General features: G+C 58.3%; 24 protein-coding genes. 10 read left to right on the top strand and 14 right to left on the bottom strand.

Going from position 1 to position 25,118, the window contains the following annotated elements:
- Positions 1–184 precede the first annotated feature (184 nt).
- Genes VR863_RS00595 through mobA form a run of 3 tightly spaced genes read left to right on the top strand, consistent with a single transcriptional unit; the run spans position 185 to position 2,719 of the window.
- Complete coding sequence (locus tag VR863_RS00595; protein ID WP_324826503.1) at positions 185–1,438, top strand: acyl-CoA dehydrogenase family protein; 1,254 nt, start codon at positions 185–187, stop codon at positions 1,436–1,438.
- A gap of 21 nt (positions 1,439–1,459) precedes the next feature.
- Positions 1,460–2,053: a pyridoxamine 5'-phosphate oxidase gene (pdxH, locus tag VR863_RS00590; RefSeq protein ID WP_324826502.1), complete on the top strand. Its 594-nt coding sequence runs from the start codon at positions 1,460–1,462 to the stop codon at positions 2,051–2,053.
- Positions 2,054–2,083: 30 nt separating this feature from the next.
- Positions 2,084–2,719, top strand: a complete 636-nt coding sequence (mobA, locus tag VR863_RS00585) for a molybdenum cofactor guanylyltransferase (protein WP_324826501.1) — start codon at positions 2,084–2,086, stop codon at positions 2,717–2,719.
- On the opposite strand, the gene VR863_RS00580 is transcribed toward mobA, so the two are convergent.
- Genes VR863_RS00580 through moaB form a run of 3 tightly spaced genes read right to left on the bottom strand, consistent with a single transcriptional unit; the run spans position 2,700 to position 4,890 of the window.
- On the bottom strand, positions 2,700–3,884 hold the full coding sequence (locus VR863_RS00580; RefSeq protein WP_324826500.1) for a molybdopterin molybdotransferase MoeA: 1,185 nt from the start codon (positions 3,882–3,884) through the stop codon (positions 2,700–2,702). The genes mobA and VR863_RS00580 overlap by 20 nt on opposite strands.
- Positions 3,884–4,357 (bottom strand): cyclic pyranopterin monophosphate synthase MoaC, encoded by a 474-nt coding sequence (gene moaC / locus VR863_RS00575; RefSeq protein ID WP_324826499.1) that lies wholly within the window; start codon positions 4,355–4,357, stop codon positions 3,884–3,886. Before moaC ends, VR863_RS00580 begins: the two co-directional genes overlap by 1 nt.
- Entirely contained in the window at positions 4,354–4,890 is a 537-nt protein-coding gene (gene moaB / locus VR863_RS00570; RefSeq protein ID WP_034960240.1) for a molybdenum cofactor biosynthesis protein B, read from the bottom strand. The genes moaC and moaB overlap by 4 nt, the downstream gene beginning before the upstream one ends.
- Positions 4,891–5,100: 210 nt before the next feature.
- Between moaB and VR863_RS00565 the strand changes: the two genes are divergently transcribed.
- Positions 5,101–5,850, top strand: a complete 750-nt coding sequence (locus VR863_RS00565; RefSeq protein WP_324826498.1) for a CBS domain-containing protein — start codon at positions 5,101–5,103, stop codon at positions 5,848–5,850.
- Between the two features lie 73 nt (positions 5,851–5,923).
- Here VR863_RS00565 and VR863_RS00560 read toward each other — a convergent pair whose 3' ends face one another.
- The 9 genes from VR863_RS00560 to VR863_RS00520 are packed head-to-tail and all read right to left on the bottom strand — an operon-like array spanning position 5,924 to position 17,878.
- Entirely contained in the window at positions 5,924–6,379 is a 456-nt protein-coding gene (locus tag VR863_RS00560; protein WP_034960243.1) for a molybdenum cofactor biosynthesis protein MoaE, read from the bottom strand.
- On the bottom strand, positions 6,376–6,633 hold the full coding sequence (locus VR863_RS00555) for a MoaD/ThiS family protein (protein WP_034960244.1): 258 nt from the start codon (positions 6,631–6,633) through the stop codon (positions 6,376–6,378). The genes VR863_RS00560 and VR863_RS00555 overlap by 4 nt, the downstream gene beginning before the upstream one ends.
- A gap of 1 nt (position 6,634) precedes the next feature.
- Positions 6,635–7,663: a GTP 3',8-cyclase MoaA gene (moaA, locus tag VR863_RS00550; RefSeq protein WP_324826497.1), complete on the bottom strand. Its 1,029-nt coding sequence runs from the start codon at positions 7,661–7,663 to the stop codon at positions 6,635–6,637.
- Complete coding sequence (locus VR863_RS00545; protein ID WP_324826496.1) at positions 7,660–8,472, bottom strand: peptidylprolyl isomerase; 813 nt, start codon at positions 8,470–8,472, stop codon at positions 7,660–7,662. Before VR863_RS00545 ends, moaA begins: the two co-directional genes overlap by 4 nt.
- Positions 8,465–9,166: a respiratory nitrate reductase subunit gamma gene (narI, locus tag VR863_RS00540; RefSeq protein WP_324826495.1), complete on the bottom strand. Its 702-nt coding sequence runs from the start codon at positions 9,164–9,166 to the stop codon at positions 8,465–8,467. The genes VR863_RS00545 and narI overlap by 8 nt, the downstream gene beginning before the upstream one ends.
- Positions 9,167–9,169: 3 nt before the next feature.
- Positions 9,170–9,877: a nitrate reductase molybdenum cofactor assembly chaperone gene (gene narJ, locus VR863_RS00535; RefSeq protein WP_324826494.1), complete on the bottom strand. Its 708-nt coding sequence runs from the start codon at positions 9,875–9,877 to the stop codon at positions 9,170–9,172.
- Positions 9,874–11,400 carry a nitrate reductase subunit beta gene (gene narH / locus VR863_RS00530; protein ID WP_324826493.1) on the bottom strand — a complete coding sequence of 509 codons (1,527 nt, stop codon included), beginning with the start codon at positions 11,398–11,400 and terminating at the stop codon, positions 9,874–9,876. The genes narJ and narH overlap by 4 nt, the downstream gene beginning before the upstream one ends.
- Positions 11,397–15,134 (bottom strand): nitrate reductase subunit alpha, encoded by a 3,738-nt coding sequence (locus tag VR863_RS00525; protein WP_324826492.1) that lies wholly within the window; start codon positions 15,132–15,134, stop codon positions 11,397–11,399. The genes narH and VR863_RS00525 overlap by 4 nt, the downstream gene beginning before the upstream one ends.
- Complete coding sequence (locus tag VR863_RS00520; protein WP_324826491.1) at positions 15,131–17,878, bottom strand: nitrate/nitrite transporter; 2,748 nt, start codon at positions 17,876–17,878, stop codon at positions 15,131–15,133. The genes VR863_RS00525 and VR863_RS00520 overlap by 4 nt, the downstream gene beginning before the upstream one ends.
- Before the next feature lie 219 nt (positions 17,879–18,097).
- On the opposite strand from VR863_RS00520, the gene VR863_RS00515 reads away from it, so the two are divergent.
- Positions 18,098–18,793 (top strand): helix-turn-helix domain-containing protein, encoded by a 696-nt coding sequence (locus VR863_RS00515; RefSeq protein WP_034960252.1) that lies wholly within the window; start codon positions 18,098–18,100, stop codon positions 18,791–18,793.
- Positions 18,794–18,805: 12 nt separating this feature from the next.
- The gene (locus VR863_RS00510; protein ID WP_081853357.1) at positions 18,806–19,426 is read left to right on the top strand and encodes a GNAT family N-acetyltransferase; all 621 of its coding nucleotides are present in this window, start codon (positions 18,806–18,808) and stop codon (positions 19,424–19,426) included.
- A gap of 4 nt (positions 19,427–19,430) precedes the next feature.
- On the opposite strand, the gene VR863_RS00505 is transcribed toward VR863_RS00510, so the two are convergent.
- Together VR863_RS00505 and VR863_RS00500 are read right to left on the bottom strand one after the other, a co-directional pair.
- Positions 19,431–19,808 (bottom strand): limonene-1,2-epoxide hydrolase family protein, encoded by a 378-nt coding sequence (locus tag VR863_RS00505; RefSeq protein WP_324826490.1) that lies wholly within the window; start codon positions 19,806–19,808, stop codon positions 19,431–19,433.
- A 22-nt stretch (positions 19,809–19,830) separates the two neighbouring features.
- Entirely contained in the window at positions 19,831–21,045 is a 1,215-nt protein-coding gene (locus VR863_RS00500; protein ID WP_324826489.1) for an alginate export family protein, read from the bottom strand.
- On the opposite strand from VR863_RS00500, the gene VR863_RS00495 reads away from it, so the two are divergent.
- The 4 genes from VR863_RS00495 to VR863_RS00480 are packed head-to-tail and all read left to right on the top strand — an operon-like array spanning position 21,044 to position 25,116.
- Entirely contained in the window at positions 21,044–21,598 is a 555-nt protein-coding gene (locus VR863_RS00495) for a DUF4149 domain-containing protein (protein WP_434784949.1), read from the top strand. The genes VR863_RS00500 and VR863_RS00495 overlap by 2 nt on opposite strands.
- Positions 21,599–21,614: 16 nt before the next feature.
- Complete coding sequence (locus VR863_RS00490) at positions 21,615–22,814, top strand: NnrS family protein (protein ID WP_324827539.1); 1,200 nt, start codon at positions 21,615–21,617, stop codon at positions 22,812–22,814.
- 9 nt (positions 22,815–22,823) lie between these two features.
- Entirely contained in the window at positions 22,824–23,441 is a 618-nt protein-coding gene (locus tag VR863_RS00485; RefSeq protein ID WP_324826488.1) for a carbonic anhydrase, read from the top strand.
- A 55-nt stretch (positions 23,442–23,496) separates the two neighbouring features.
- The gene (locus VR863_RS00480) at positions 23,497–25,116 is read left to right on the top strand and encodes an acyl-CoA dehydrogenase family protein (RefSeq protein WP_324826487.1); all 1,620 of its coding nucleotides are present in this window, start codon (positions 23,497–23,499) and stop codon (positions 25,114–25,116) included.
- Positions 25,117–25,118 lie beyond the last annotated feature (2 nt).

Raw genomic sequence — 25,118 nt, 5'->3', positions numbered from 1 at the left:
TGATCTGAAGCCTTGCAGCACGAATTCGAGGCGAGACCAGTCCTCGAGGCCGCAACTTGCCCAAATTCTCGCTGGTACCTAGCCCCACACTTACCTCGCCGGGCTTTGACCAAGATCAATTGAAATCGGAGCTTTGCGTCTATCTCTAAGCGTCCAAACCCTTCTACAGCAAAGCGCTCTCTCGATGGACTTCAGCCTTTCAAACGATCAATCCCATTGGCGGGACCGCGTACGCGACTTCATGCACGCGCATATTTATCGCGCAGAAGAAGTATACCGAGACCAACTGGGCAAGCATGAACACGAGCGTTGGCAAGTGCCGCCGGTTGTTGAAGAATTGAAGGCACGGGCCTATTCCGCGGGATTGTGGAACCTGTTCCTGCCGCCGTCGGACCATGATGACGGAGACTATCGCGGAGCAGGGCTCAGCAATCTCGACTATGCGCTTTGCGCGGAGGAAATGGGCAGGGTCGGCTTCGCTTCGGAAGCGTTCAACTGCTCGGCCCCCGACACCGGAAACATGGAGGTGCTACACCGCTACGGAACGACAGAGCAAAAGACACAATGGCTACGGCCTCTGCTCGACGGAGAAATTCGGTCAGCATTCCTGATGACCGAGCCCGATGTCGCTTCCTCCGATGCAACCAATATCCAGACCTCGATCCGCCGCGAAGGTCGCGAATACGTCATCAACGGGCGCAAATGGTGGTCTTCCGGAGTTGGTGATCCACGCTGCAAGCTCGCCATCGTCATGGGCAAGACTGACCCGGACGCGAACACGCACCAGCAGCAATCTCAGATCCTCGTTCCGCTCGACGCGCCGGGCGTGGAGATTGTGCGCATGCTACCAGTATTCGGGTATGACGGGGCTCCACACGGCCATGGCGAAGTGGTGCTGCGCAACGTGCGGGTTCCTGCGGCCAACATTATACTGGGTGAAGGACGCGGTTTCGAGATCGCTCAAGGAAGGCTTGGACCCGGTCGCATTCATCACTGCATGCGCGCAATCGGTGCCGCCGAGCGCGCACTAGAGAAGATGGCCGAACGTCTTCAGTCGCGCATCGCATTTGGGAAGAGACTGTCCGAGCAGTCGGTATGGGAACAAAGGCTGGGAGAAGCACGCCTCGATATCGAGATGACAAGACTGCTGTGTCTTAAGGCCGCTGACATGATGGACAAAGCAGGCAATAAGGCTGCCAAGCTCGAGATCGCTCTGATCAAGGTCGCTGCACCCAGAACGGCTCTACGAGTTCTCGATCACGCAATGCAGGCGCATGGCGCGGGTGGGCTCTCAGATGATTTCGGCCTGGCTGAAGTCTATGCCGGTATGCGCGCGCTGCGGATTGCCGATGGACCTGACGAGGTTCACTTGCGATCGATCGCCCGTATTGAGCTGGCACAGGTTGGATCGCGCTTGGCGGAATGGCGAGATCGCTGACGCGTCAGATGGGATCGAACCATGACCAGGCAAGCTGCAGATCCTTTCGCCAAATTCACCGACTGGTTTTCTCAGGCCGCGCGCGAGCTAGGGGCTGAGCAAGCCTCGGCAGTCAATCTGGCGACCGTATCAGGCGAAGGGAAGCCATCCAGCCGAATGGTCTTACTCAAGGAGCACGATGAGCGAGGCTTCGTATTCTATACCAATCTCAAGAGCCGCAAAGCCACCGAGCTGGCCGAGAACGCAGCCGTGGCGATGTGCTTCCACTGGTCAGACCTTGGCAAACAAGTGCGGATCGAAGGTCACGCCATGTCAGTGAGCGATGTTGAAGCAGATCGCTACTTCGCGACCCGCCCGCTGGCCAGCCGCTATGGCGCATGGGCATCCCAACAATCATCGCAGCTCAAGAACCGGCGCGAGCTGGCCGGGCGGCTGACCAGCGTAGTCGCCAGGTTCAAGTCTCGGGATGTTCCTCGTCCGCCATTCTGGTCAGGTTTCCGGGTTCGTGCCGAGCGGATCGAATTCTGGAGCAATGCCAGGTTCAGGCTGCATGATCGCGTTTGCTATCAACGCACCTGCGATGGCGCATGGCAGCAATTCCTGCTCTATCCATGATTTTAGGCATACCGAGGACCTCTTGAAACCATGGCGCATACAAATTTGGAAAAGCCAGTCGCCAGCAAGGTTGACCCAACTGTTCCGATCGTGATCGCCGCCGGGGGCAACGGTTCGCGTATCGGTGGCTCTAAACATGCGCGGCTGCTGGCAGGCCAATCGCTTCTTGATCGGGCGATCGACTGGGCCAACACGCATGCCGATAGGATTGCAATTGCGGTGCGCAGCGTCGATCAAATCGCGACCCCGGGCATACCGCTCTTGACCGACGAGCAAGTCGATATCGGTCCCATCAGCGCGTTGAGCAGCGCATTTGCGTTCGCGGCGACGCACAATCATCTCCGTGTGCTTGTCATCGGGTGCGATATGCCATTCTTGCCCGATGATCTCCTGCTTCGGCTCAAGGAGGCAATCGGGGAAGGCGGTTGCGCAATGCCAGTCAGCGCTGGAAAGGATCATCCGATGGCGGCCATGTGGCGCGTCGATCGGCCAATACTGAAAGATTATATCGCCAATGGAGGACGATCGCTCTGGAGCTTTGCCGAAGCGTCAGGTGCGGTGCGGGTTTCGTGGGAATCCGAGCCCAAGCAAGACCCCTTTGCCAACATCAATGACGAGAGAGCGCTCACAGAAGCGAGGCATCGGCTCAAAAGGCAAGCGCGCTAACATGCTCTCCTGCGCGGCAGACCGGCGCGTTGGGCAGACGACGAATAAGCCAGTCCGCCTGCATCAATGCACGCTGCGCACCGCTATCCTGGTTGGTGACCGGGACAAGGCCGTCTTTCTCCCAGCTGGCGCGAATGAAGGTTTCCCGCCCCCCTGTCGTCGGTAGTTCCTCCGCCAGAACCATTTTTCGCCAGCAATTGACTTCGGCAATCGATTGTCCCTGCAGCCGCGCGAGCAGTGGCATCAGGAACAGACGCGCAGTAACCATGGCGGATGTCGGATTGCCGGGAAGCCCCAAGACCCACTTGCCTTTGGCGCGTCCGAGCCAGACCGGTTTTCCAGGCTTGATCGCAGCTTTCGCGAACACCAATTCCAGTCCATGCGGGGCAAACATCGGCTTGGCGAAATCGCGTTCGCCGACAGATGCGCCGCCCGTTACTATAACCACGTCAGCACAGCTGAGCATTGTACCGGCCAGATCCTCAAGCGCGGGAAGATCGTCGGAGGCCAATGCTCGTTCGACCACCTCAGCCCCTGATGCGGCAGCCATGGCGGCGACCCCGTAGGTTACGCTCTCGGCAATGGCGTCAGCGCGCGTGTATGCAGTTCCTGGCACCATCAACTCGTCGCCCGTGCCGATGATGGCCACACGCGGCTGCACGCTCACGCTAACGGTGGCAAGGTCGGCTGCGGCCGCAGCAACCATTGCCCGGGCTCCCAGACGGGTGCCCGGCGATACGAGCCGGTCACCTTTGCGGAAGTCGCTGCCCGGCGGACGAACGTGCCAGCCTGGCCCATAATCCTCCTTGAAAACCACCAAATCGCCATTCCGCTCGGCATATTCCTGCATGATGCAGCGGTCACTACCCTGGGGCATGGGAGCCCCGGTAAAAATCCGCACAGCGTCGCCGGGCTTTAAAGCATCAGTAAAGCCCGTTCCGGCTGCAGATTGCCCAATAACCCGCAATGCCTCGCCGGGACGTGTGGCACTATCGATGACGGCATAGCCATCCATCGCGGCAACTGCGCTGAATGGAGCATCCCGTCTGGCGTCCAGAGCTCTTGTGAGAACACGGCCGGCTGCTCGTTCGAGAGGTACGACCTCTTCACCAAGCGTAGTTGCTTGGTCGTTTATCAGTCCAATCGCCTCGTCGAAAGGAATCATCACGTCCCCCATGAGCTCGATTTGCCACCTGTCTTCGAAGTAACCTGGACCGCTTCGATCTGCATTGTTTGATCAATCGCCTTGAGCATGTCGAAGAGCGTGAGCGCAGCGATTGAGACTGCCATAAGCGCTTCCATTTCAACACCGGTTTTCCCATCGCAGCGCGCGACGCCTTTTACAACGAAGCCCGGCAGGCTCTCGTCGAGCGTCACCTCAACCACGACGCTGGAAAGAGGAAGGGGATGACATAGCGGGATCAAGTCCGCCGTGCGCTTCGCACCCATGACCCCTGCCAATTCGGCAGTCGAAATCACGCTGCCCTTGGGCGTCCGGCCTTCCGATACCGCGACAAGCGTTGCCGGTGCGCACCGAAGTCGACCTAAGGCCTCGGCGCTCCTCCTCGTCGGCAATTTCTCGCCGACATCAACCATTCTTGCGCGACCTTCTCGATCGAGATGAGTAAGGTCGGTCATGCGCAAAGGTGTCTCAGGCGGGGTACCTGGCCTGCGATCGAGCAAGGACGATAACGGCTATCGAACTCGAGCGCGAGAATGCGATCCCAAGCATCGCGGCAGGCTCCTGTGGAGCCGGGAACACAGAATATGAACGTGTCATCGGCCTGGCCTGCGAATGCGCGGGATTGCAGCGTGGAAACGCCGATCGTGTCCATGCTTACCTGATGGAAGACGACGCTGAAGCCATCCATCACTCTGCGCAGCAACGGACCTACGGCTTCAGGCGTGACATCGCGGGGCGTGAATCCGGTTCCTCCGGTGCTGACAATAACGTCCACGTCCGGATTTGCGACCCAGGCAGATACCTGCTTGCGGATTGAGTCGACCTCATCAGGCACGATAGCGCGGCCTGCGAGATGATGCCCAGCCTCCTGGAGGCGTGTGGCGAAGAGCGCGCCCGACGTGTCGGTCTCCGGTGTCCGCGTATCCGATACGGTAAGAACTGCAACCTTAAGTGGATGAAACTCCAGGCTATCGTCTATTCCGGGCACGACATACTTCCTTTGATTGACTGGTATTTTCTTTGTCCGGGATTTGCTCACGCGTATTTGACGTGGATCAATGACTGACTGGTGGCTTCATGGCATGATAATCAAATGGAGGTGACCTTACATACTCCAACTGGGCTTCGAGGCTTTGCAGCCAGCCGTCTCGCGACCCACTGAGAATGAAGTGATGCCTCCGCCATCAAGGAGGTTATTATGACCAAAGCAACCAATACGAAGCCTGCCACAAGACGCAGTGATGATAATGGCCAGGGAACAGGCCCCCCTACCATTGCAGAACTCAAAGCCTGCAACATCATGAGCGGATCGGTGATCTCGATACACACGGATGTATCGATCCATGACGCTGCAGAAATGCTGATCGATCACGGAGTCAGCGCGCTGCCCGTCGTTTCCGGTCGCAAGGTTGTCGGCATTCTAAGCGAAACCGATTTGCTCCACCGGGAGGAGTTGGGCAACCCGCCCGACACCTGCGACGTTGATTCCCCGGAACCTGAATGCGTGAAGGCATTCGGACACACGGTTGGCGAGGTCATGACACCGGTCGTCGTCAGCGTCGAAGAGACCACCACCCTGTCCGAAATCGCGAACCTCATGGATGAACATCGGATCAAGCACCTGCCGGTCCTGCGCGACGACAATCTCGTCGGTATCGTCAGTCGTGCTGATATCGTGCGAGCGCTGATCGTGCGACCAGTAGGCTCGCATGGACCGATGACCAATGATGACGACATCATTCGTGCACGGGTGATCGAGAAGCTTCTGACCATTAAGGGTGCAAGCGCGTGGCTGACTGACGTGGCCGTTTCAGAGGGCGTCGTTACCCTGACAGGAACCGTGCAGGACGAGGACGCACTGCTGCCTTCGCGCGAGGCGGTGGCGGCGATCCCATTTGTCAAAGCGGTCGATGATCACCGCGCAGTCACTCAAGCATTCTGGGGCTGAACCAAACAAAGCAAAGGCATATTGCAGCGCGTTGTGTCGCAGGCTGCATCGCAGCTGATCCGGATGACGTGCTTCACCAGCGCGCAACATCGCTCCTGTCCGCATCGGTCGGCTCGATCCAGGCCGAGCCGTTTGCATGCTCCTCGCGCTTCCAAAAAACTGCTTCTGTCTTGAGCCTGTCCATCAGATAGTCGGCCGCTTCGAACGCCGCTCTGCGGTGGGGTGAGGCCGTTGCCACAAACACTATCGCCTCCAGCGGTTTGATCCGGCCCGCGCGATGAATGACATGGCTTGCGGTTATTGCGAACTTTGCGTGCGCGTCTGCTGCGATTTGCTGCATGGAGGCCAATGTGACGCCCCGGTAGCTTTCAAGGACCAGCGCGTTGATCGGCAAACCGTCCTTGGTCTGCCCTCTGGCTCTTCCGGTGAAGCTTACGACGGCCCCTTCATCACCGATCCGCCCTGTAAACTGCGAAAGGCATACAGACGGATCGAACACCTCCTGCTTTACTTCGACAAACGCCGTCATCCGCCCGAAACCGGAGGAAAAAGCGCCGCTGTATCGCCTTGGCGAATGATCGCATCATCGGGTACGATCGTCTCGTTGACGCAAGCCCGAATGCGACCGCCAGCGAGGATCGGTGCGAGCAAGGGATACGCACTGCTTACCGCCTCGAAGAGCTCCCTGACCGGCAAGCCGCTAGGTGAAATGTCGAGCGTGACAGAACCCCCGTAGCTGTCAGCCAGCTTGCCGCAAAGTTCAACATTGAGCGACTGGTTCAATTCAACCTCCGATGGATGCCAGGTGCGGCGTGGCACCGCTATTTCCTTGATGAAGCCGATGCGCCGGAGCCTTGGTCGCTGTAAGCTTGCGGATGCGTTCGATCAGTTCGTCCCCTGCGTCATCGTCCTGGAGCAGAGGGCGCAGATTGATGCCAGCATCGCCAAACAAGCACAGATGCAGTTTTCCAAGCGAAGAGACGCGCAGGCGATTGCAACTGGAACAGAAATCCTTCGAATAAGGCGCGATTATGCCGATCCGTCCTTTCGCGTGCTCATGCCCGAACTCGACTGCGGGACCGGCGCCAGCCTGTCGCGGAAGGCGCGACCACCCCAGAGCCTGCAGGCGGTCGATGACAGACTGACCCGTGACGTGCCGCTCGGCAAAGAACTCGGCATTGTCGTTGGTACGCATGACTTCGATAAACCGGAGTGAAAGATCGCGCGACGAAACGAAATCGACCATTGCCTCGAGTTCCCGGTCGTTGATACCACGCATCAGCACCGCGTTGAGCTTAACGCTGTCAAAACCCGCTGCTTGTGCCGCGTCGATACCAGCGAGGACTTGCCGCAACCTGTCATGCCCGGTAATTTCGGCGAACCGGGCCGGATCGAGCGAGTCCACGCTTACATTGATCGCGCTGATCCCTGCCGCCCGCCAGGCGGCTGCCTTTTCTGCCAGCCGATACCCGTTGGTCGTCATCGCCACGCGCCGGATGCCCGGTACATTTGCAACTGTCCGGGCGATCTCGTCGAAGTCGCGGCGCAAAGTTGGCTCGCCGCCTGTCAGGCGCACCTTCCACAGCCCGAGTCTGGCAAAGGCTGTCACAATACGGCGCACTTCGTCGGCGGAAAGCTCAGTCGGGCGACTGCAGGGCTTCTTGTAGCCGTCGGGCAGGCAATAGGTGCAGCGAAAATTGCAGACATCGGTCAAGGACAGGCGAAGATACTCGAACCGCCGTCCGATCCCGTCGAACAACTGGTCAACACGCCGGTCACTGGCAAGGGCAGCGAAGTCGCGATTATCTGTCACTGAACCAATGGTCCTTCTGCTGCAGCCAAGTCCACGCCCTCGATCTCCGTCTGGCTCGCCAGAATCGACAGATATTGTGCAACGGCTTTGCGATAGCTGGCTTCTTCCAGATAATTGCGGATCGATTGCTCGACCACTTCGAACGGCAGTTGCTTGCCTTCCGCCCGCCGCCCGGCACGGATCACGTGAACGCCGAAAGGCGATTTTACCGGAGACAAGCACAGCTCGCCCTCCGATAGGGCAAACAACGCTGTTTCGAACTCGGCGACCGTTTGTCCTTTGCCGATCTGGCCGAGATTGCCGCCTTGTTCTTTCGATGGACAGGCAGATCTGGCCTTGGCCAGTTCGCCAAAGCGCGACGGGTCCTTTTCCAATTCACGGATCGCCATACGCGCATCACCGACTGCCAAACCATAATTGAATGAGTCATCGGGGCTGGCAGAAAACAGGATATGTTCTGCTTCGACCAGCGGTTCGCTGGCGAAGCGATCGCGGTGCTGGTCGTAGAAGCGCTTTGCTTCCTCTTCGTTCGCCACAGGAACGTCGACTTCCTGGCTAAGCAGGGCATCGATCCGGGCATCCTCGCTTGCGAGCTTGCGTCCCTCATCATCGAAGCGCTCGTCGGCAGAGATTTCCAGCCGGTCAGCTTCCGCAAGTAGAAGCTGACGGATTGCCAGCGCTTCGGCCGCGGCCGTCCAAGCGGCCTCCGCGTCGGGAGCCGGATGATTTTGCGCTTCGGCGGCGATAGCGGCTTCGGCAATCTCTACACCGCCGACGCTGACCTGCACGCGTTCCATCACATCATCCATGGCTCAGATCCTTACGCGAACGCACGATCTGGTAGCCGCCCCGCCATAGGTAGCGGACCGGAGCAGACAGCATGTGGACCAAACGGGTGAATGGGAAGAGCAGAAAGATTGTAAGGCCCAGGAAGATATGGACACGGAAAATCCAGTGCGAGCCATCGAGCCAGAGCGAAGCCGTCGGGTTGAAAGTGAATATCCCGTTGGCCCAAGCCATGAAGCGAACCATTTGCTCGCCATCCATATGGCCTAGGGAAATTGGAACGGTTGCGAGGCCAATAGCCAGTTGCAGCCACAGGAGGAAAATGATCCCTGTATCAGAGAAACTCGAATTCGCCCTTATGCGTGCATCGAACAGACGGCGATGGAGAAGCAATGTTGCGCCGATGAAGGCGAGGGTTCCCGCAAAGCCACCTCCGTACACCGCCAGCGCCTGCTTCCATTCATGCTTGATTGCAAAAGAGTCGAAAATCCAGATGGGGACCAACAGTCCGACGATATGGCCGAAGAGCACGAACAGCACACCGACATGGAACAGCACAGACCCCCACATCAGCTGTTTGCGTCGAAGCAGCTGGCTCGAACCCGAGCGCCAGCTATAAGGCTCTCTGTCAAAACGAATAATCGATCCCACCACCAGAGTGGCGAGTGCGATATACGGGTAAATTCCGAAAAGCAGATGGTTAAGATAGGTGTCCATGGACTAATCCCCCGCTGATGTCTTGGTGACGGGAAGCTCGCGCATTCTTTCGAGTATCTCCCCAATTTTGGGGCATGCTGCATTCGGGTCTGGAGCGGCTTCGGCTCCAAACCGGATTTCTTCTTCTTCCCACTGCGCATCGAGCGCCTCGAGATCCTGCGGGTCGTCAACCGGAGAGAGCGCCTGCTGCGCCTCTTCGTCCATTTCCACTCCGGCAATGGCGCAGAGCGCTTCGAACAGCGGCGCATAGTCCGATTCCCGCTCGGCCAGACGCGCGGCTATGGCCACCATAACCACGCCCGGCTCTGCGAGCGCTTCGCGGGCAGCCTGCTCCGGCAAGGTTGAGCAATAGTCGAGGAACAACGGCAGGTAGTCGGGCAGCTCATTGCCGCTGGGTTCCAGTCCCGCCGCAAGATAACGTTCGCGCAGGTCGACCATTGCCTGGCCACGGTCGCGGCTTTCACCATGGACGTGTTCGAACAGGTGCAGGCTGTGCGCCCGGCCCCGGTCGAACAGTTCCACATAGGTCTCCTGCGCATCATAGATGTCGCTGGTCGCCAGCCGCGTGAGTAGCGGAGCAAGCGACTTCACCGACGCGGGCGTAAGCGAGGTATCGGCCTCCAGCCGCTGGCGGATTTCGCCGATAACAGATTGCAGGTCCTTGGTCGGATATTGCAGCAGCAGTGACATCAGGTGAAGCGATTGCATCATAACACCTCCGTTGGGGTCTGGAGTTTTTTGCGGGTTTGGGTTGCGAACAGATTGGTCTTGCTTGACCCACCCGAGCACCCGTTGCCGAAGGAGAAGCCGCACGAACCGCGTTCTTCGAACATGTCCTCGGCATCCTCGCGGTGTCCGGTCGGGATCACAAAGCGATCCTCGTAATCGGCCAGCGCCATAATTTTGTACATTTCCTCGATCTGCGCGCCGGTCAGCCCAACATCGGTGGCAATGCTTTCGTTATGGACGCCGTCGATCGATTTGGCCCGCATGTAGCCGCGCATGGCGAGCATGCGCTCGAGGCAGACCGCAATCGGTTCCTCGTCGCCCGCTGTGAGAAGATTGGCGAGATACTTGAGCGGAATGCGCAAAGACCGGATGTCGGGCATATTGTTGTTCACGGAAATCTGCCCGGCGTTTGCCGCAGCGTTGATCGGCGACAGCGGCGGTACGTACCAGACCATCGGCAGGGTCCGGTATTCGGGGTGCAGCGGGAAGGCGACCTTCCATTCCATGGCCATCTTCCACACCGGCGAATGCCGCGCAGCCTCAATCCAGGCTTCGGGCACTCCGTCCTTGCGGGCCTGTTCAATTACCTCGGGATCATTGGGATCGAGGAAGATATCGAGCTGGGCCTGATACAGATCTTCGACATTTTCCGCCGATGCAGCTTCTTCGATACGATCAGCATCATAAAGCATCACGCCTAGGTAGCGGATGCGGCCAACGCAGGTTTCAGAACAAACGGTCGGTTGACCAGCCTCGATACGCGGATAACAGAACGTGCACTTTTCCGATTTGCCGCTTTTCCAGTTGTAGTAGATCTTCTTGTAAGGACATCCCGATACGCACATGCGCCAGCCACGACAGGCCTCCTGATCGATCAGAACGATGCCGTCTTCCTCGCGCTTGTAGATCGCGCCTGAGGGACAGGCCGCGACGCAAGTCGGGTTGAGGCAGTGCTCGCACAGCCTTGGCAGATACATCATGAAGGTGTTTTCGAACTGGCCGTAAATCTCCTTCTGAACACCTTCGAAGTTGTAGTCCTCCGAACGTTTGGAGAACTCGCCGCCAAGAATTTCTTCCCAGTTCGGACCCCATTCGATCTTCTCCATCCGCTTGCCCGATATCAGGCTGCGCGCGCGTGCGGTCGGAAAGGCCTTACTCTCACCCGCCTGCTGAAGATGGGCGTAGTCGAAAGTGAAGGGTTCATAATAATCGTCGATCTCTGGCAGATCGGGATTGGCAAAAATCTTCGCCAGCACCCGCCACTTGCCGCCCATCCTGGGCCGGATTGATCCTCCTGGAACCCGCTCCCAGCCCCCTTTCCAGCGTTTCTGGTTCTCCCAGTCCTTGGGGTAGCCAATGCCGGGCTTGGTTTCGACATTGTTGAACCAAGCGTATTCCATCCCTTCACGGCTGGTCCATACATTCTTGCAGGTGACCGAGCAGGTGTGACAGCCAATGCATTTGTCGAGGTTCAGAACCTTGCCGATTTGCGCGCGAATTTTCATGCTACGGTCTCCCCTTCAGGCAGAGCTTCTTCGAGCCAGTCGACCTTGCTGAGTTTGCGGACGATGACATATTCATCGCGGTTTGAGCCCACCGTGCCGTAATAGTTGAAGCCGTAGGCAAGCTGGACATAACCGCCGATCATATGGGTGGGTTTCAGTACAGCGCGCGTCACTGAATTATGAATGCCGCCGCGCTGGCCGGTCAGCGGCGAGCCGGGCATATTGGTGAGCTTCTCCTGCGCATGATACATGAACAGGGTGCCTTCCTTCATGCGCTGCGAGACCACCACCCGGGCTACCAGTGCGCCATTGCTGTTGAAGGTTTCCACCCAGTCATTATCAACCAGTCCTGCCTTGGCGGCATCGACCTCGCTCATCCACACGATCGGCCCACCACGTGACAAAGTCAGCATCAAGAGGTTGTCGGTGTAGGTCGAGTGGATGCCCCACTTCTGGTGCGGAGTGATGAAGTTCAGGATTACGTGCGGCGCATCCTTGGCTTCATCGAGCATCGGCTTGACCGCCTTCGTATCGATCGGCGGGCGATAAACGCAGAACCCTTCGCCAAAGGCGCGCATCCATTTGTGATCCTGATAGAGCTGCTGCCTCCCGGTCAGCGTGCGCCAAGGGATCAACTCGTGCACGTTGGTATAGCCTGCGTTGTAGCAGACATGCTCGCTCTCAAGCCCCGACCATGTCGGCGAGGAGATGATCTTCCTCGGTTGGGCCTGGATGTCGCGGAAGCGGATCTTCTCCTCTTCCTTGGGCAATGCAAGATGAGTGTGATCGCGGCCGGTGTTCTTCGAAATCGCTTCCCATGCTTTGACTGCGACCTCGCCATTGGTCTCCGGCGCCAGCATCAGGATCACTTCAGCAGCATCGATAGCGGAATCGATACGGGGCGCACCCTTGGCCGAGCCCTCCTCGCTTCTGGCTCCGTTGAGCTTGCGAAGGTTCTCGACCTCGGTTTCAGTGTTCCAGGCGATCCCCTTGCCGCCATTACCGAGCTTGTCCATCAGCGGCCCAAGCGAAGAAAATCGCTCGTAGAGCCCCGGATAATCGCGCTCTACTACGGCAACCGTCGCCATCGTCTTGCCGGGTATCGGCTCGACATCTCCTTTGCCCCAATCGGCCACATCATAGGGCTGCGCGATCTCGTTCGGAGTATCGTGCTGGATCGGGGTCAACACCACGTCCTGTTCGACGCCAAGCACTTCGGGCGCCACTTCGGAGAATTTCTTCGCTATCCCCTTGTAGATGTCCCAGTCGCTGCGCGATTCCCAGACCGGATCGACTGCAGCCGACAGTGGGTGGATGAACGGGTGCATATCGGACGTGTTGAGATCGTCTTTCTCATACCAGCTCGCGGTCGGCAGCACGATGTCGGAGTAGACGCAGGTCGTCGACATGCGGAAATCGAGCGTTACCAGCAGGTCAAGTTTGCCTTTCGGCGCATCGTCATGCCACTTTACTTCCTTCGGTTTCTGCGCGCCGGTTTCACCCAGGTCCTTGCCCTGCACGCCGTGGGCTGTGCCAAGCAGGTGTTTGAGGAAGTATTCGTGGCCCTTGCCAGACGACCCCAGCAGGTTGGAGCGCCACACAAACATGTTGCGCGGCCAATTGGCTGGATCATCCGGATCGAAGCAAGACATTTCAAGCTCGCCGGATTTGAGCGCATCGGCAACGTAGTCTTTGGCCTCCTTGCCTGACGCCTTGGCGGCCTTGCCCACTTCGAGCGGGTTCGTCTTCAATTGCGGCGCTGACGGCAACCAACCCATCCGTTCGGCCCGCACATTGTAATCGATCAGGCTTGCATCCCAATCACCCTCGGGCGCGGTTGGCGACAGGATCTCCTCCACATCGAGGGTTTCGTATCGCCATTGGTCGGTGTGTGCGTAGAAAAAGCTCGTGGAGTTCATCTGCCGCGGCGGACGGTTCCAGTCCAAGGCGAATGCCAGAGGAAGCCATCCTGTCTGCGGACGCAGCTTCTCCTGTCCGACATAATGCGACCAGCCGCCGCCAGACTGGCCGACGCAGCCGCACATCACCAACAGGTTGATAATGCCGCGATAATTCATGTCCATGTGATACCAGTGGTTGAGCCCGGCTCCGAGAATGACCATCGATTTGCCGTTGGTCGTCTCGGCATTACCCGCGAACTCGCGCGCAATCGTAATGATCTGGTCTGCCGGCACGCCGGTAATCTTCTCGGCCCAGGCGGGAGTGTAGGGCACCATTTCACTGTAATCACGGGCGACATGCTCGCCGCCGAGGCCCCGGTCGAGGCCATAATTGGCGCAAAAGAGGTCGAACACAGTTGCGACAAAGGCTTTGCCTTCTTTCAGCTGCAGCTGGCGTACTGGCACGCGTCGCTTGAGCACGCTGGGATGGTCTGTGCCCTGGAAATGATCATGCTCGCGGTTGCCGAAATACGGAAAGGCTACTTCGATCGTTTCGTCGTGATGGGCATCGAGGATGTTGGTAAGGCGGAGCACCGTGTCGTTTCCGCGGCCATCTTTTTCCTCGAGATTCCATTTGCCCTGTTCGCCCCAGCGAAAGCCTGCCGAACCATTGGGCGCAACGACTTCATCGGTGTTTTCATCGATTGCGACTGTCTTCCAGTCGGGGTTGTTCTCCTCTTCTAAACCGTCAAGGAAGTCAGCCGCACGCAGCAGGTTCTCGGGTACGTAGGCGCCATCTTTCTCGACCAGTCGCACCAGCATCGGCATGTCGGAATATTTGCGACAGTAATCCTCGAAATATTCCGCCTGACGATCGAGGTGATATTCGCGCAGGATGACATGGCCCATGGCCATCGCCAGGGCCGCATCGGTGCCTTGCTTGGGATTAAGCCAAAGGTCAGCAAACTTGGTGGCTTCGGCATAGTCAGGTGAGACAACCGCCACCTTGGTGCCGCGATAGCGGGCTTCGGTCATGAAGTGCGCATCAGGAGTTCTCGTCTGCGGAACGTTCGAACCCCACATCATCAGGAATCCGGCGTTGTACCAGTCGGCGCTTTCGGGAACATCGGTCTGTTCGCCCCAGGTTTGCGGGGATGAGGGAGGAAGGTCGCAATACCAATCGTAGAAGCTCATGCAGGTACCACCGAGCAGCGAGAGATAGCGCGAACCAGCGGCGTAGGAGACCATCGACATCGCCGGGATCGGCGAGAAACCAATGACCCGGTCAGGGCCATAAGTCTTGGCAGTGTAGGCGTTCGCCGCAGCGATGATCTCGTTGACTTCATCCCATGTCGAGCGAACAAATCCGCCATGGCCGCGAATGGCCGTATAGCTCTTGCGCTTGACCGGATCCTCGATGATCGACGCCCAGGCTGCAACCGGGGTGCGAACCACCCGCGCCTCACGCCACAGCTTGAGCAAGCGCGAGCGTATCATCGGATATTTCAGCCGCTGGGCCGAATAGATGTACCAGCTATAGCTCGCCCCGCGCGGACAACCGCGCGGCTCATGGTTGGGCAGATCGGGCCTTGTTCGCGGATAATCGGTCTGCTGCGTTTCCCACGTAATGATCCCGCCCTTGACGTAGATTTTCCAGGAACACGAGCCGGTGCAGTTCACTCCGTGGGTGCTGCGCACGATCTTATCGTGCTGCCAACGCCTGCGATAGCTATCCTCCCAGTCGCGGTTCTCATTGGTGGTGACGCCGTGGCCTTCGGAAAAGGCGACTTTCTTCTGGTTGAAAAAGGTCAGGCGGTCGAGAAGCTTGCTCATGCGGTTGCTCCCTTGAGCTGGTTGGTTGGTTCAGCGGGGACAGGCGCCCGGCCACGTTCGATATCGTGCAGCAGGCCGCCGCGACGGGAATAAGCCCACCAGGTCAGCGCTGCGCAACTGGCGTAGAAGATGAAGAAGCCCCAGAGCGCCGCCATTGGAGAGCCGGTCGCCGAGATCGCGCTGCCAAAGCTTTTCGGGATGAAGAAGGCCCCGTAGGCGGCGATGGCGGAGGTGAAGCCGACAATCGCTGCCGATTCCTTCTCCGATTGGCGCAGGCTTGCTTCCCGAGACAGCTGCGGCATCAACCGCGGCACTTCCTGACGCATGATGTTGGGGATCATCTGGAAAGTGGAGGCATTGCCCACCCCGGTCATAAAGAACATGAAGATGAACGCTGCGAGGAAGCCCCACCAGCTGCCCGCTTCGATGAAGTACGCCACTGCGAGCACACCGAGCATCATGAGGACGAAAACCCAGAAGGTCACCCGCGCCCCGCCCCAGCGATCCGAAACCCATCCGGTCGCAGCACGACTGAGTGCACCGACCAAAGGCCCGAGGAAAACGAACTGGAGCACATCAATTTGAGGGAACTGGTGTTTTGCAAGCAAAGGCAGACCGGCCGAAAAGCCGATAAAGCTGCCAAAGGTCCCTGTGTAGAGCCAGCACATGAGCCAATTGTGCTTGCGCTGGAAAATCACGGACTGCTCGGCGAAGCTGGCCTTGGCATCGGCAATGTCGTTCATCCCGAACCATGCCAGCATGGTCGCAACGATAATGAACGGCACCCAGATGAAGCCGGCATTCTGCAGCCATAACTCGCCACCTTCTGCGGTCTGCTGCGGTTCGCCGCCCAAGACGCCGAACACTCCAGCGACAATGACAAGCGGTACGGCAAACTGCATCACCGAAACGCCAAGATTGCCAAGCCCGGCATTGAGGGCGAGCGCATTGCCCTTCTGCGCCTTCGGAAAGAAGAAACTGATGTTAGACATCGACGAGGCGAAATTGCCTCCGCCAAACCCGCACAACAGCGCCAGCACCAGGAAAATGACGTAAGGCGTCTCCGGGTTCTGGACTGCATACCCAATCCCGAAGGCCGGGATCAGTAGCGATGCGGTGGACAAAGTGGTCCACAGTCGACCCCCAAAAATCGGGACCATGAAACTATAGAAGATCCGCAGTGTCGCCCCTGAAAGTCCAGGCAAGGCTGCCAGCCAGAACAATTGGTCAGTGCTGTAGTCGAAGCCGATGGAAGGCAACTTGGCGACCACGACCGACCACACCATCCAGACTGCAAAGGCCAAGAGCAGGGCCGGGATTGATATGAAAAGATTGCGCCGGGCAATTCTCTCGCCGGTTTGTTCCCAGAACTCGGAGTCCTCCGGTTTCCACTCCGCGAGCACCTTGCTCGGCTTCGCTGCTGCATGCTTCTTCTCTTCATGCAGATCGGCCATTTCTGGGAATTCAGGCAGCGAGCGGTTATCCATCCCTGCTGCCTTCTGCTCCATCTGCCGAATGGCTATATGCATCCATGCGAGGGCAATGCCGACGAGGGCAAACAGCACCATGAAGCAGCTGGTCCAGATTCCGGTGAGATCGCTAACGGCGCCAAAGACGATCGGCAGGATGAAGCCACCCAGGCCGCCAACCATGCCCACCATGCCGCCAACCGAACCCACGTGGTCGGGGTAGTAGACCGGGATATGCTTGTAGACCGCTGCTTTCCCAAGCGACATGAAGAAGCCCAGCACGAACACCGTGATGACGAAGGGAACCAGGCTCATCGAAGTCGAAAATACGATGTCGCCGCGGATGCCATGAATGACATAGTCGGTTGCCGGGTAAGACAGCATGAACAGGCACACCAACGACACGCCGAAGGTCGCATACATGATCCGCCGCGCGCCGTACTTGTCCGACAGCATCCCGCCATATGCGCGAAACAGGCTGGCCGAGAGCGAGAAGGTCGCCGCCAGCATCCCGGCCGTTTTAACGTCGACGCCATAGAGGCTGACCATGTATTGCGGCAGCCACAGCGCCAGCGCGACGAACGCGCCAAAGACAAAGAAGTAATAGAGCGAGAAACGCCAGACCTGCTCGCTCTTGAGCGGTTCGAGCTGCTCCTTCAAACTCCGCGCTTTGGTCCCATCCGCTTTGCGCGCGGCAAATTCCGGATCATCCCTGGCAAACAGGTAGAACAATACGGCGATAAGTGCGAGCGCACCTGCCCACACCTGGGCGACGCCTTGCCAGCCGATCGCGACCATGACCCACGGGGCCAGGAATTTGGTTACCGCCGCACCCACATTGCCCATGCCGAAAAAGCCTAAAGCCGCACCCTGTCGCTCTTGCGGATAGAATTTTGAAACATAGGCAACGCCGACGGCAAAGCCGCCTCCGGCCAGGCCGAGGCCCAGCGCTGCAAGGAGCATGACGTAGTAATTCTCGGCGTAAGACAGCAAAAAGGTTGATGCGGCTGACGCCAGCATGGTGAGCGGGAACACGATCCTGCCGCCACGCTGGTCGGTCCAGATGCCCAGCATGAGCCGGGTCAGCGAACCGGTCAGGATCGGAGTGCCGACCAACAATCCAAATTGCGTATCATTAAGCCCCAACTCGGCTTTGATTTCGATCCCGACGATGGCGAAGATCGTCCAGACGGCGAAACAGATTGTAAACGCAAACGTACTCAAGCCGAGAGCTCGGTTCTGGTCGGCGGCGTTTAGCGCTTGCTGTTTTGGCATGCTCGGCTTCCTCATGGATCAGCGATCAGTGGTCTTTCGCTGAGCCAAGAAAACGGGATACTATTTGACCAAGATCAAAGAGCGCGTGGAAAGACCGCAAAACTCGCGGTCGCTTGCTATTTTCGGGAAGCGCGGGTTTTGGGTATCAAGTCTTTGGTTGATGAATATCAATCGCTGGGCTAGCCAAAGCAGATCAAGTTGTAAGGGAAGCGAATTCGGGTGCGAATCGAAGAAAAGCCGGAAATCGCGCGACTTCCCCTGTTTCGCGACATGGATGATACCAGACGCGAGGACATCTTCTCCGGTTCATTCCTGCAGGTATTCCCTGCGCAGCTTACGCTTTTCGAAGCAGGCCAGCAGGTGGATTTTTTGCATGTGCTCGTCGATGGCTTGATCGAGCTCTATGTTCCCGGGACAGCGCGCGATACGACGATCCAGCTGATTGAGCCGGTAAAGAGCTTTATCCTCGCTGCAGCGGTCAACGATATGCCCTATCTGATGTCGGCGCGCACGCTTACGTCATCAAGAGTTCTGCTCGTTCCAGCTGCACGTATCCGCGGTGCGATCAAGGAAGATGCTGCCTTGATGCAAGCGACTATGACTGAGCTTGCGCTTGGGTACAGGGACATGGTCAGAGCGCTTGTCGATATGAAGATCCGACAATCTGCCGAGCGGCTGGGCAATTATCTGCTTGGATACAGTGCGAAGCACGGCGATGCGTGGCAATTCGAACTTAGTGGAGAAAAGCGGGTTCTGGCATCTCTGCTCGGTATGACACCGGAAAATCTGTCGCGCGCCTTCGGGACCTTGAAGCAGCACGGGGTAAACGTAGTCGGAGCAAGAGTGCGGATCGAGGACAGGGAAGCTCTGACTGCATTTGCCCGTCCCGATTCAGTACCCGCCGATCCAAATTGAGGAACCACCCGTGTGAGCTCGCCGCCGCAGACACGATTGTTCGTTACTCCAGAAGAAGAGAGGCGGATACGATCAGCTGTAAAAGGCGCGGATGTAGCTTTGCTGGGTCCCGGCTATCGCCTAGCCGTTGCTCAAGACGCCGAAGGCCTGCTGGAGCTTCTCGCTGATCCTGAAGTGTCGAATCCGATCTACGATTTTCCGCGACCGTTGACGCATGAAAGCATTCGAAGTTGGGTTCTCGATGCACGGGCGAGACAGCGTCAGGGTGAAGCCATCTTTGCGATTATGATCGATAGCACTGACGAGATCGTGAGCTACTCCTACTTCACGGTATGGCCGGAGCGCTCCTCAGCCGAAATCGCAGGTGCCTATCGCGGTGACGCGCAAAGCATGGGTGCCGGCAAGGCGGGCGCTGCGTGCAGCTTTGACTGGATGTTTGAGCACTTGGGAGTGCGACTCATCGGCGTCACAGCTGCGATAGATAATGTGCGCTCAGCAAAGGTGATCGAAGCTGCTGGATTCACGTTTTTCGGCGAGCGCGACAGTGTCCGGCCAGATGGTTCGACGCGCCAATCGCGCTACTGGGAGATGATGCGCAAGGATTGGCGAAAGCTAAAAGCACAAGGTCACTAGCAGCTCAGTCGCCAACGGCCTGACGATAGGTCGCCATATCAAAATAATCGCGCCAGACCGCGATTTTTCCATCCTTCATCTCAAAGACCCCGCAGCACGGCAAACTAACCGGCTTTCCATTCACGATCGTACGATCCAACCGCTCTACGAATACGGTGTTTCCAGAGGCAGCAATCGACAAAACGTCCCATTGTGTCTTGGACCAGCCGTGCAGGAATGCAGCGATAAATTGCCGCAACGCATGGTGGCCCTGAACGGGGTCGATCGGCATGTTGTGGTAAATGCCATCCTCGGCGAAATAGCCCACCAGTTCCTCGGGATCGAGCCGCGACCAGGCGGCTATGAACTCGCGCAAGGTAGCGATGTTGTCTTGCTCCTCCATTAAGTCGAATCCTCAATCAGCATCAAAAAGTCATTTGCAAGGATAGCCACCCTTTGGTCGTATCGACCGCGAACTCATCCGCTTCGTAGTGCGCAAATTTCAGCAAGACCTTGAGGTTTGCCTGGATCGGATAAACGGCGAGCAGATTAATCTCCTGCCCATAGGACTGATCCGTCGAAGTCGCATCAAAATCGTGGACGATACCGCGGAGCAGCAATCCGTTGAGCGGTGAGCCATCGCCAAAGCGGTAGCTGATGTCACCATAAAGGTCGCGCAAGCCACCGGGCGGCGTCACAAGAAACTTGTCTGCCCAGCCGTTGAAGGCATGCAATGTTGCGAGCGGGGTTTGCAGGGCGAATGCACCATTACCCTCAAGCCGCTCGTAACCTGTCTTGATCGTGAAACCTCCGGAGGAGATTCCCGGCTCAAGCAACAAATAGTCGAGTGAGAACTCGGCCGGATTCAGCCCCAAATCGCGCTGGTTTGCGTATTCGGCTGCGTAGAGGATCTTTGTCGATCCGCCGATGGGCTGCGCGCCAGAAAGCCGCACTCCAAGCGTCTGCGAACTGTTGGCTGGCGACACCGGAATGTCGAGGAAATAGCCATAGGCGGACACCGTGCCTACCGATGGTATCGCATAAGTCGCATGGACATTGTGGATGTCTGTATCGCGCCATATCCCTTGCGGCGAATCCGGCCCGAAGATGCGATTGACCCGCCAAGCATGGAAATAATCCACGGAAGCGCCTTCCACCGGGTTCACCGTGACCTGCGCCAAGTCGAAAGTCTGATCGTTCTGGCGCCAGTCGACCGAACCAATCCAGCGCTGATTGTCGAGGTTGATTTTCTGGCGTCCGGCGAGCACTTCGACAGCAGGGTCCGGTCGCCAGCGAACAAATGCCCGGTTGAGCAATAGGTCCGAGGGATCCGCAATAACCGGGAACTGTACTTGGCCGTTGACGGTATCGTTGAAGTTTTCCGGTCCCAGACGAACCACTGCCTCTCCTTCGACGAGCGCGCTGAGGCCGTTCCACTCATCGGTTTCGACCCCGCCTCTTATCCTGAGCGTCGACGCGGTAGCATCTTCGGGCAGGTTTTCCTGGTCGACCACTTCAAGCCGGTAGCGCAGGTCTAAATATGGATCGAATGGCAGGGCATCACCGTCTTGTGCCAACACTGGCGTGGACATCGTGATCGCCAATGAGGTGGCACCGAGCGTGAGAAGAGTCTTGTTCATGGCCGCTCAGATAGAGGGCAGGCAGCCAAAGTATTTGATCCGTGTCAAAGTCGCGCGCATCCAACTCCACCAAAAGGGCGATATGATCTTTGATGATTTCACTCTGGCCCGCGTGCTCCACATCGTATCCATTGTCGGCTGGATAGGAGGCGTCTGGTTCGTAACATTCGTCGTAATGCCTTCGATCGCGAAGACTGCTTCGCCGGCGGACAGGCTCCATGCCTTTCACCGGATCGAACAGGGGTTTTCTGTGCAAGCAAAGTTCTGGGTAATTCTTGCCGGAGTCTCTGGCTTATGGATGACCTGGCGCGCTGATATGTGGTCGCGATTTGCGGAAACGTCTTACTGGTGGATGCACGCCATGCTCGGACTCTGGCTCGTTTTCGCTGCTATGCTTTTCATCGCGGAACCGCTCGTACTCCACCGGCGCATGGCAGAATCGCCGTCACCGGAACGCGACTTCAACCTGATGGTATGGGTGCATCGCGTGCTTTCGGTCATCGCTCTCGTCACTGTGCTGGGTGCGATGGCGGGCGCGCACGGGCTTATGTAGGGGGCAAGCGCGAGATATGATGTCACCCTCGATCTTGCTGGCCGCACCGCACCGCCTTCCCTTCCTTGGCGGCGCGATCGGCATTGGCGGACTGGCTTCGTGGTGGCTGATCCATGTGCTGGGGCTGTATGGGGATGGGCCACTGCCGCCCCAGACCGAGCTGCCCGCGTCCCTGCTTCATGGCCCCGCCATGATCTACCTCGGATTGGCACCGTTCATCTTCGGCTTCCTGCTCACGGTATTTCCGCGCTGGATGAGTCTGCCCGATCTCTCTGCCAAGCAGGTTGGTCCAGCCGCATGCGCACTGTTTGCCGGGGTCGTGACAGCCCAACTTGGGCTGTGGACCGGGTCAGACAGATTGGTTTTGGCTGGCTTCGGGCTTGCGGGTGCAGGGTGGGTCTTGGCGTCAATCATGCTGGCCATTGTCCTTTACCGCAACCGGGCGCAAAGCGGACCGCGCTGCACTCATGGCTGGTCGGCCATGGCGGGCATTCTTTTCGGGCTGGCCGGTATATTGTGCGCGGTTGCCTTCATTGCGCTGAGAGACCCGGCCTGGCTGCCCATCGCCAACCGCATCGGCATATCGGGCTTTCTGCTGCCGGTGTTCCTGACGGTTGCCCATAGAATGGTGCCGTTCTTCGCCGGGAATGTCGTGAAGGATTACATTAGCTGGCGACCAGACTGGCTGCTCGCGCTGCTCTGGGCCTTGCTTTTTGCTCGCCTTGTGGGGGAAGTGCTGAACCTTGGGCACATGCAGACAGGCGCTAATGCCGGCTTGGCTGTTACCACCGCCGTGATGTGCTGGAGATGGTGGCCAAAAGCAAGCGCGCCTGGCTTGTTAAATGTCCTGATTTGGGGTTTCGCCTGGGCGCCGGTGGGCTTCGCTTTCGCTGCGGTTGACGCAGCATTTGGCTTGTTTGGGCGCGGGCCGGACCACGCGCTGATGATTGGTTTCTGCTGCAGCCTGTTGGTCGCGATGGTGACCCGCGTCACGCAAGGACATTCGGGTCGGCCGCTGGTCATGCCGATGGTATCATGGGTTGCCTTTTACGGCATACAGATCGCGGCCATCAGCCGGGCAGCGGCCGCTTTGCAGAGTGAAAGCGGCAGCTGGCTTATGCTTGGAGCTGCGGCATTTGCCGTCAGCCTATTGCCGTGGGTGATACGCAACGGCGCAATTTATCTGTCTCCCCGGATTGATGGCAAGCAAGGATAGCGACGACTTATGCCTGATGAGCCCGCACTCACCCCGGATCAAGCGCTTGACCTGCTAAAAGAGGGCAATCGACGTTTTCTGGAGGATACATCCTATGAACCTATAATGGACCGAATGCGGCGTCTCGAGATTGCAGCCGCTCAGCGTCCTTTTGCTGCCTACTTGAGCTGCTCGGATTCGCGCGTCCCGCCAGAGCTGCTGTTCGAGCGGGGGCTGGGCGAACTCTTCATTATCCGCAATGCAGGCAACACGCTCTGCGCCACAGCACTCGGTAGCCTGGAGTTCGCGGTGGCCCATCTTCAAGTTCCGCTCATCGTCGTGATGGGCCATGAGGCCTGCGGAGCGCTGAACGCCGCCGTCTCGCTTGCGCGCGGTCAGGCCAGTTTCTCCGGCAACATTGCAAAAGTGCTTCAGTCACTGCTGCCCGCCGTGCTCGAGACCGATCCCTGGGCCGACAACATCGTCGATTCCGCAGCGCTTTCGAATGTTCGCCGCGTGGTACACGAATTGCGCGAAGAAGCCTCTCCTGCCCTGCTCGAGCCCCAGCAGAGCGGGATGCTCAAAGTGGTGGGAGCATTCTATCATCTCGATAGCGGCAAGGTGGATTTCCTCGAGCCGGACAAGTGACGGTTCTTAGTCTTGGGGGAAAGCAAAGTATGTTTCCCGAAGGAGTATAACAGGTATGGCACCCGTCCGCCCGATCGAAACACTCGACACACACGAGGTCACTAACCAGCCTCCCCCATTGAAGAATTTCAACCGGTTTCGATCGGATCGGGCGCTGCACGAAGCTGTCATTATGGCCGGTGCTGGCCGTCATCTCGACAAGTTAGAGAAGTTTGGAGACCGCACAGGCTCGGCTGAAGTCATCGACTGGGGCATTGAAGCGAACCGATCACCGCCAGTGCTTGAGACCCATGATCGTTTCGGGCATCGCATCGATGAAGTGCGGTTTCATCCGGATTATCATCACCTGATGGCTCTTGGACTGGACGCAGGCGTGGCATCAGTCGCATGGGACGGGACCGAGGCTGGGCATACCCTCCATGCCACCCTGAGCTTTCTGACGGGGCAGACAGATGCCGGGACAAGTTGCCCGATGACGATGACGTATGCGGCTGTTGCGGCGCTGAACCTCGATCCTGAAGTCGGGATGAATTGGGTGCCCAGGATTACAGCGTCGCGGTATGATCCCTCCAATCGTCCGGCATCAAAGAAGACCGGTGTGACCATCGGTATGGCGATGACCGAAAAGCAGGGCGGTTCTGATGTTCGGGCAAACACAACGAAAGCCGAGACTGCTGATGGCGCCTACCGGTTAACCGGGCACAAATGGTTCTGTTCAGCACCGATGTGCGATGCATTCCTGACGCTGGCCTACACCCGATCTGGCCTTACCTGCTTCCTCGTGCCCCGCTGGACGCCAGACGGCGAACGCAATGCTGGCTTCCAGATCATGCGGCTCAAGAACAAGCTTGGTGATCGTTCCAACGCGTCGTCGGAGGTCGAATATCGTGGTGCCTACGCTGAGCGTATCGGGGAAGTGGGCCGCGGCGTCTCAACCATCCTCCAAATGGTTCAGCACACCCGGCTTGACTGCATTGTTGGCTCAGCTGCTACAATGCGCGCCGCACTTGCCGAGGCGCTGTGGCACACCCACCATCGCTCTGCCTTTCAGCGTATGCTCGCAGACCAGCCGGCGATGGCAACGGTGCTGGCTGATCTCGCGGTTGAGAGCGAGGCGGCAACCGCGCTTGCTTTTCGACTGGCGGCTGCGTTCGACCAGAAGGAACCGCTCGCACGTCTGCTGACGCCGATCGCAAAATACTGGGTCTGCAAGCGCGCGCCGGGAATGGTGTACGAGGCGATGGAATGTCTGGGCGGCGGCGGTTACGTCGAGGACGGGCCGATGCCGCGCCTGTTCCGGCAATCGCCTTTGAACGCAATCTGGGAAGGCTCAGGCAATGTCATCGCGCTTGATGTCATGCGAGCGTTAGGCCGCGAGCCAGATGCGCTGGACGCCTTGCAGACGTTTCTCGCCAAAGCACGCGGAAGCTATGCAGCCTATGACAAATGGGCCGACACCCTCCGGTTCGATGATGCTAGCGAGCACCATGCGCGTAACACCGTCGAACGGCTGGCTCTAGCGGCCCAAGGCGCGGCTCTCATCAATGCGAATAGTCCGCTCGCCGAAGCGTTTTGCCGATTGCGTCTTGCCCGGCCATCTCTTGCCTATGGTGGATCGGACGCCGTGATCGACACGCGCGCAATCGTCGAGCGAGCGATGCCCATAGAGGGATGACG

This window comes from Qipengyuania zhejiangensis (assembly GCF_035607565.1).
Taxonomy (GTDB): Bacteria; Pseudomonadota; Alphaproteobacteria; order Sphingomonadales; family Sphingomonadaceae; genus Qipengyuania; species Qipengyuania zhejiangensis.
This window is presented reverse-complemented; position numbering and strand designations above follow the sequence as displayed.

Excerpts from the sequence above, each read along its gene's own strand:
- VR863_RS00595 (WP_324826503.1), top strand. The coding sequence starts at position 185 with ATGGACTTCAGCCTTTCAAACGATCAATCCCATTGGCGGGACCGCGTA.
- pdxH (WP_324826502.1), top strand. The coding sequence starts at position 1,460 with ATGACCAGGCAAGCTGCAGATCCTTTCGCCAAATTCACCGACTGGTTT.
- mobA (WP_324826501.1), top strand. The coding sequence starts at position 2,084 with ATGGCGCATACAAATTTGGAAAAGCCAGTCGCCAGCAAGGTTGACCCA.
- VR863_RS00580 (WP_324826500.1), bottom strand. The coding sequence starts at position 3,884 with ATGATTCCTTTCGACGAGGCGATTGGACTGATAAACGACCAAGCAACT.
- moaC (WP_324826499.1), bottom strand. The coding sequence starts at position 4,357 with ATGACCGACCTTACTCATCTCGATCGAGAAGGTCGCGCAAGAATGGTT.
- VR863_RS00565 (WP_324826498.1), top strand. The coding sequence starts at position 5,101 with ATGACCAAAGCAACCAATACGAAGCCTGCCACAAGACGCAGTGATGAT.
- VR863_RS00560 (WP_034960243.1), bottom strand. The coding sequence starts at position 6,379 with ATGACGGCGTTTGTCGAAGTAAAGCAGGAGGTGTTCGATCCGTCTGTA.
- VR863_RS00545 (WP_324826496.1), bottom strand. The coding sequence starts at position 8,472 with ATGGATGATGTGATGGAACGCGTGCAGGTCAGCGTCGGCGGTGTAGAG.
- narI (WP_324826495.1), bottom strand. The coding sequence starts at position 9,166 with ATGGACACCTATCTTAACCATCTGCTTTTCGGAATTTACCCGTATATC.
- narJ (WP_324826494.1), bottom strand. The coding sequence starts at position 9,877 with ATGATGCAATCGCTTCACCTGATGTCACTGCTGCTGCAATATCCGACC.
- narH (WP_324826493.1), bottom strand. The coding sequence starts at position 11,400 with ATGAAAATTCGCGCGCAAATCGGCAAGGTTCTGAACCTCGACAAATGC.
- VR863_RS00525 (WP_324826492.1), bottom strand. The coding sequence starts at position 15,134 with ATGAGCAAGCTTCTCGACCGCCTGACCTTTTTCAACCAGAAGAAAGTC.
- VR863_RS00520 (WP_324826491.1), bottom strand. The coding sequence starts at position 17,878 with ATGCCAAAACAGCAAGCGCTAAACGCCGCCGACCAGAACCGAGCTCTC.
- VR863_RS00505 (WP_324826490.1), bottom strand. The coding sequence starts at position 19,808 with ATGGAGGAGCAAGACAACATCGCTACCTTGCGCGAGTTCATAGCCGCC.
- VR863_RS00495 (WP_434784949.1), top strand. The coding sequence starts at position 21,044 with ATGGCCGCTCAGATAGAGGGCAGGCAGCCAAAGTATTTGATCCGTGTC.
- VR863_RS00500 (WP_324826489.1), bottom strand. The coding sequence starts at position 21,045 with ATGAACAAGACTCTTCTCACGCTCGGTGCCACCTCATTGGCGATCACG.
- VR863_RS00490 (WP_324827539.1), top strand. The coding sequence starts at position 21,615 with ATGATGTCACCCTCGATCTTGCTGGCCGCACCGCACCGCCTTCCCTTC.
- VR863_RS00485 (WP_324826488.1), top strand. The coding sequence starts at position 22,824 with ATGCCTGATGAGCCCGCACTCACCCCGGATCAAGCGCTTGACCTGCTA.
- VR863_RS00480 (WP_324826487.1), top strand. The coding sequence starts at position 23,497 with ATGGCACCCGTCCGCCCGATCGAAACACTCGACACACACGAGGTCACT.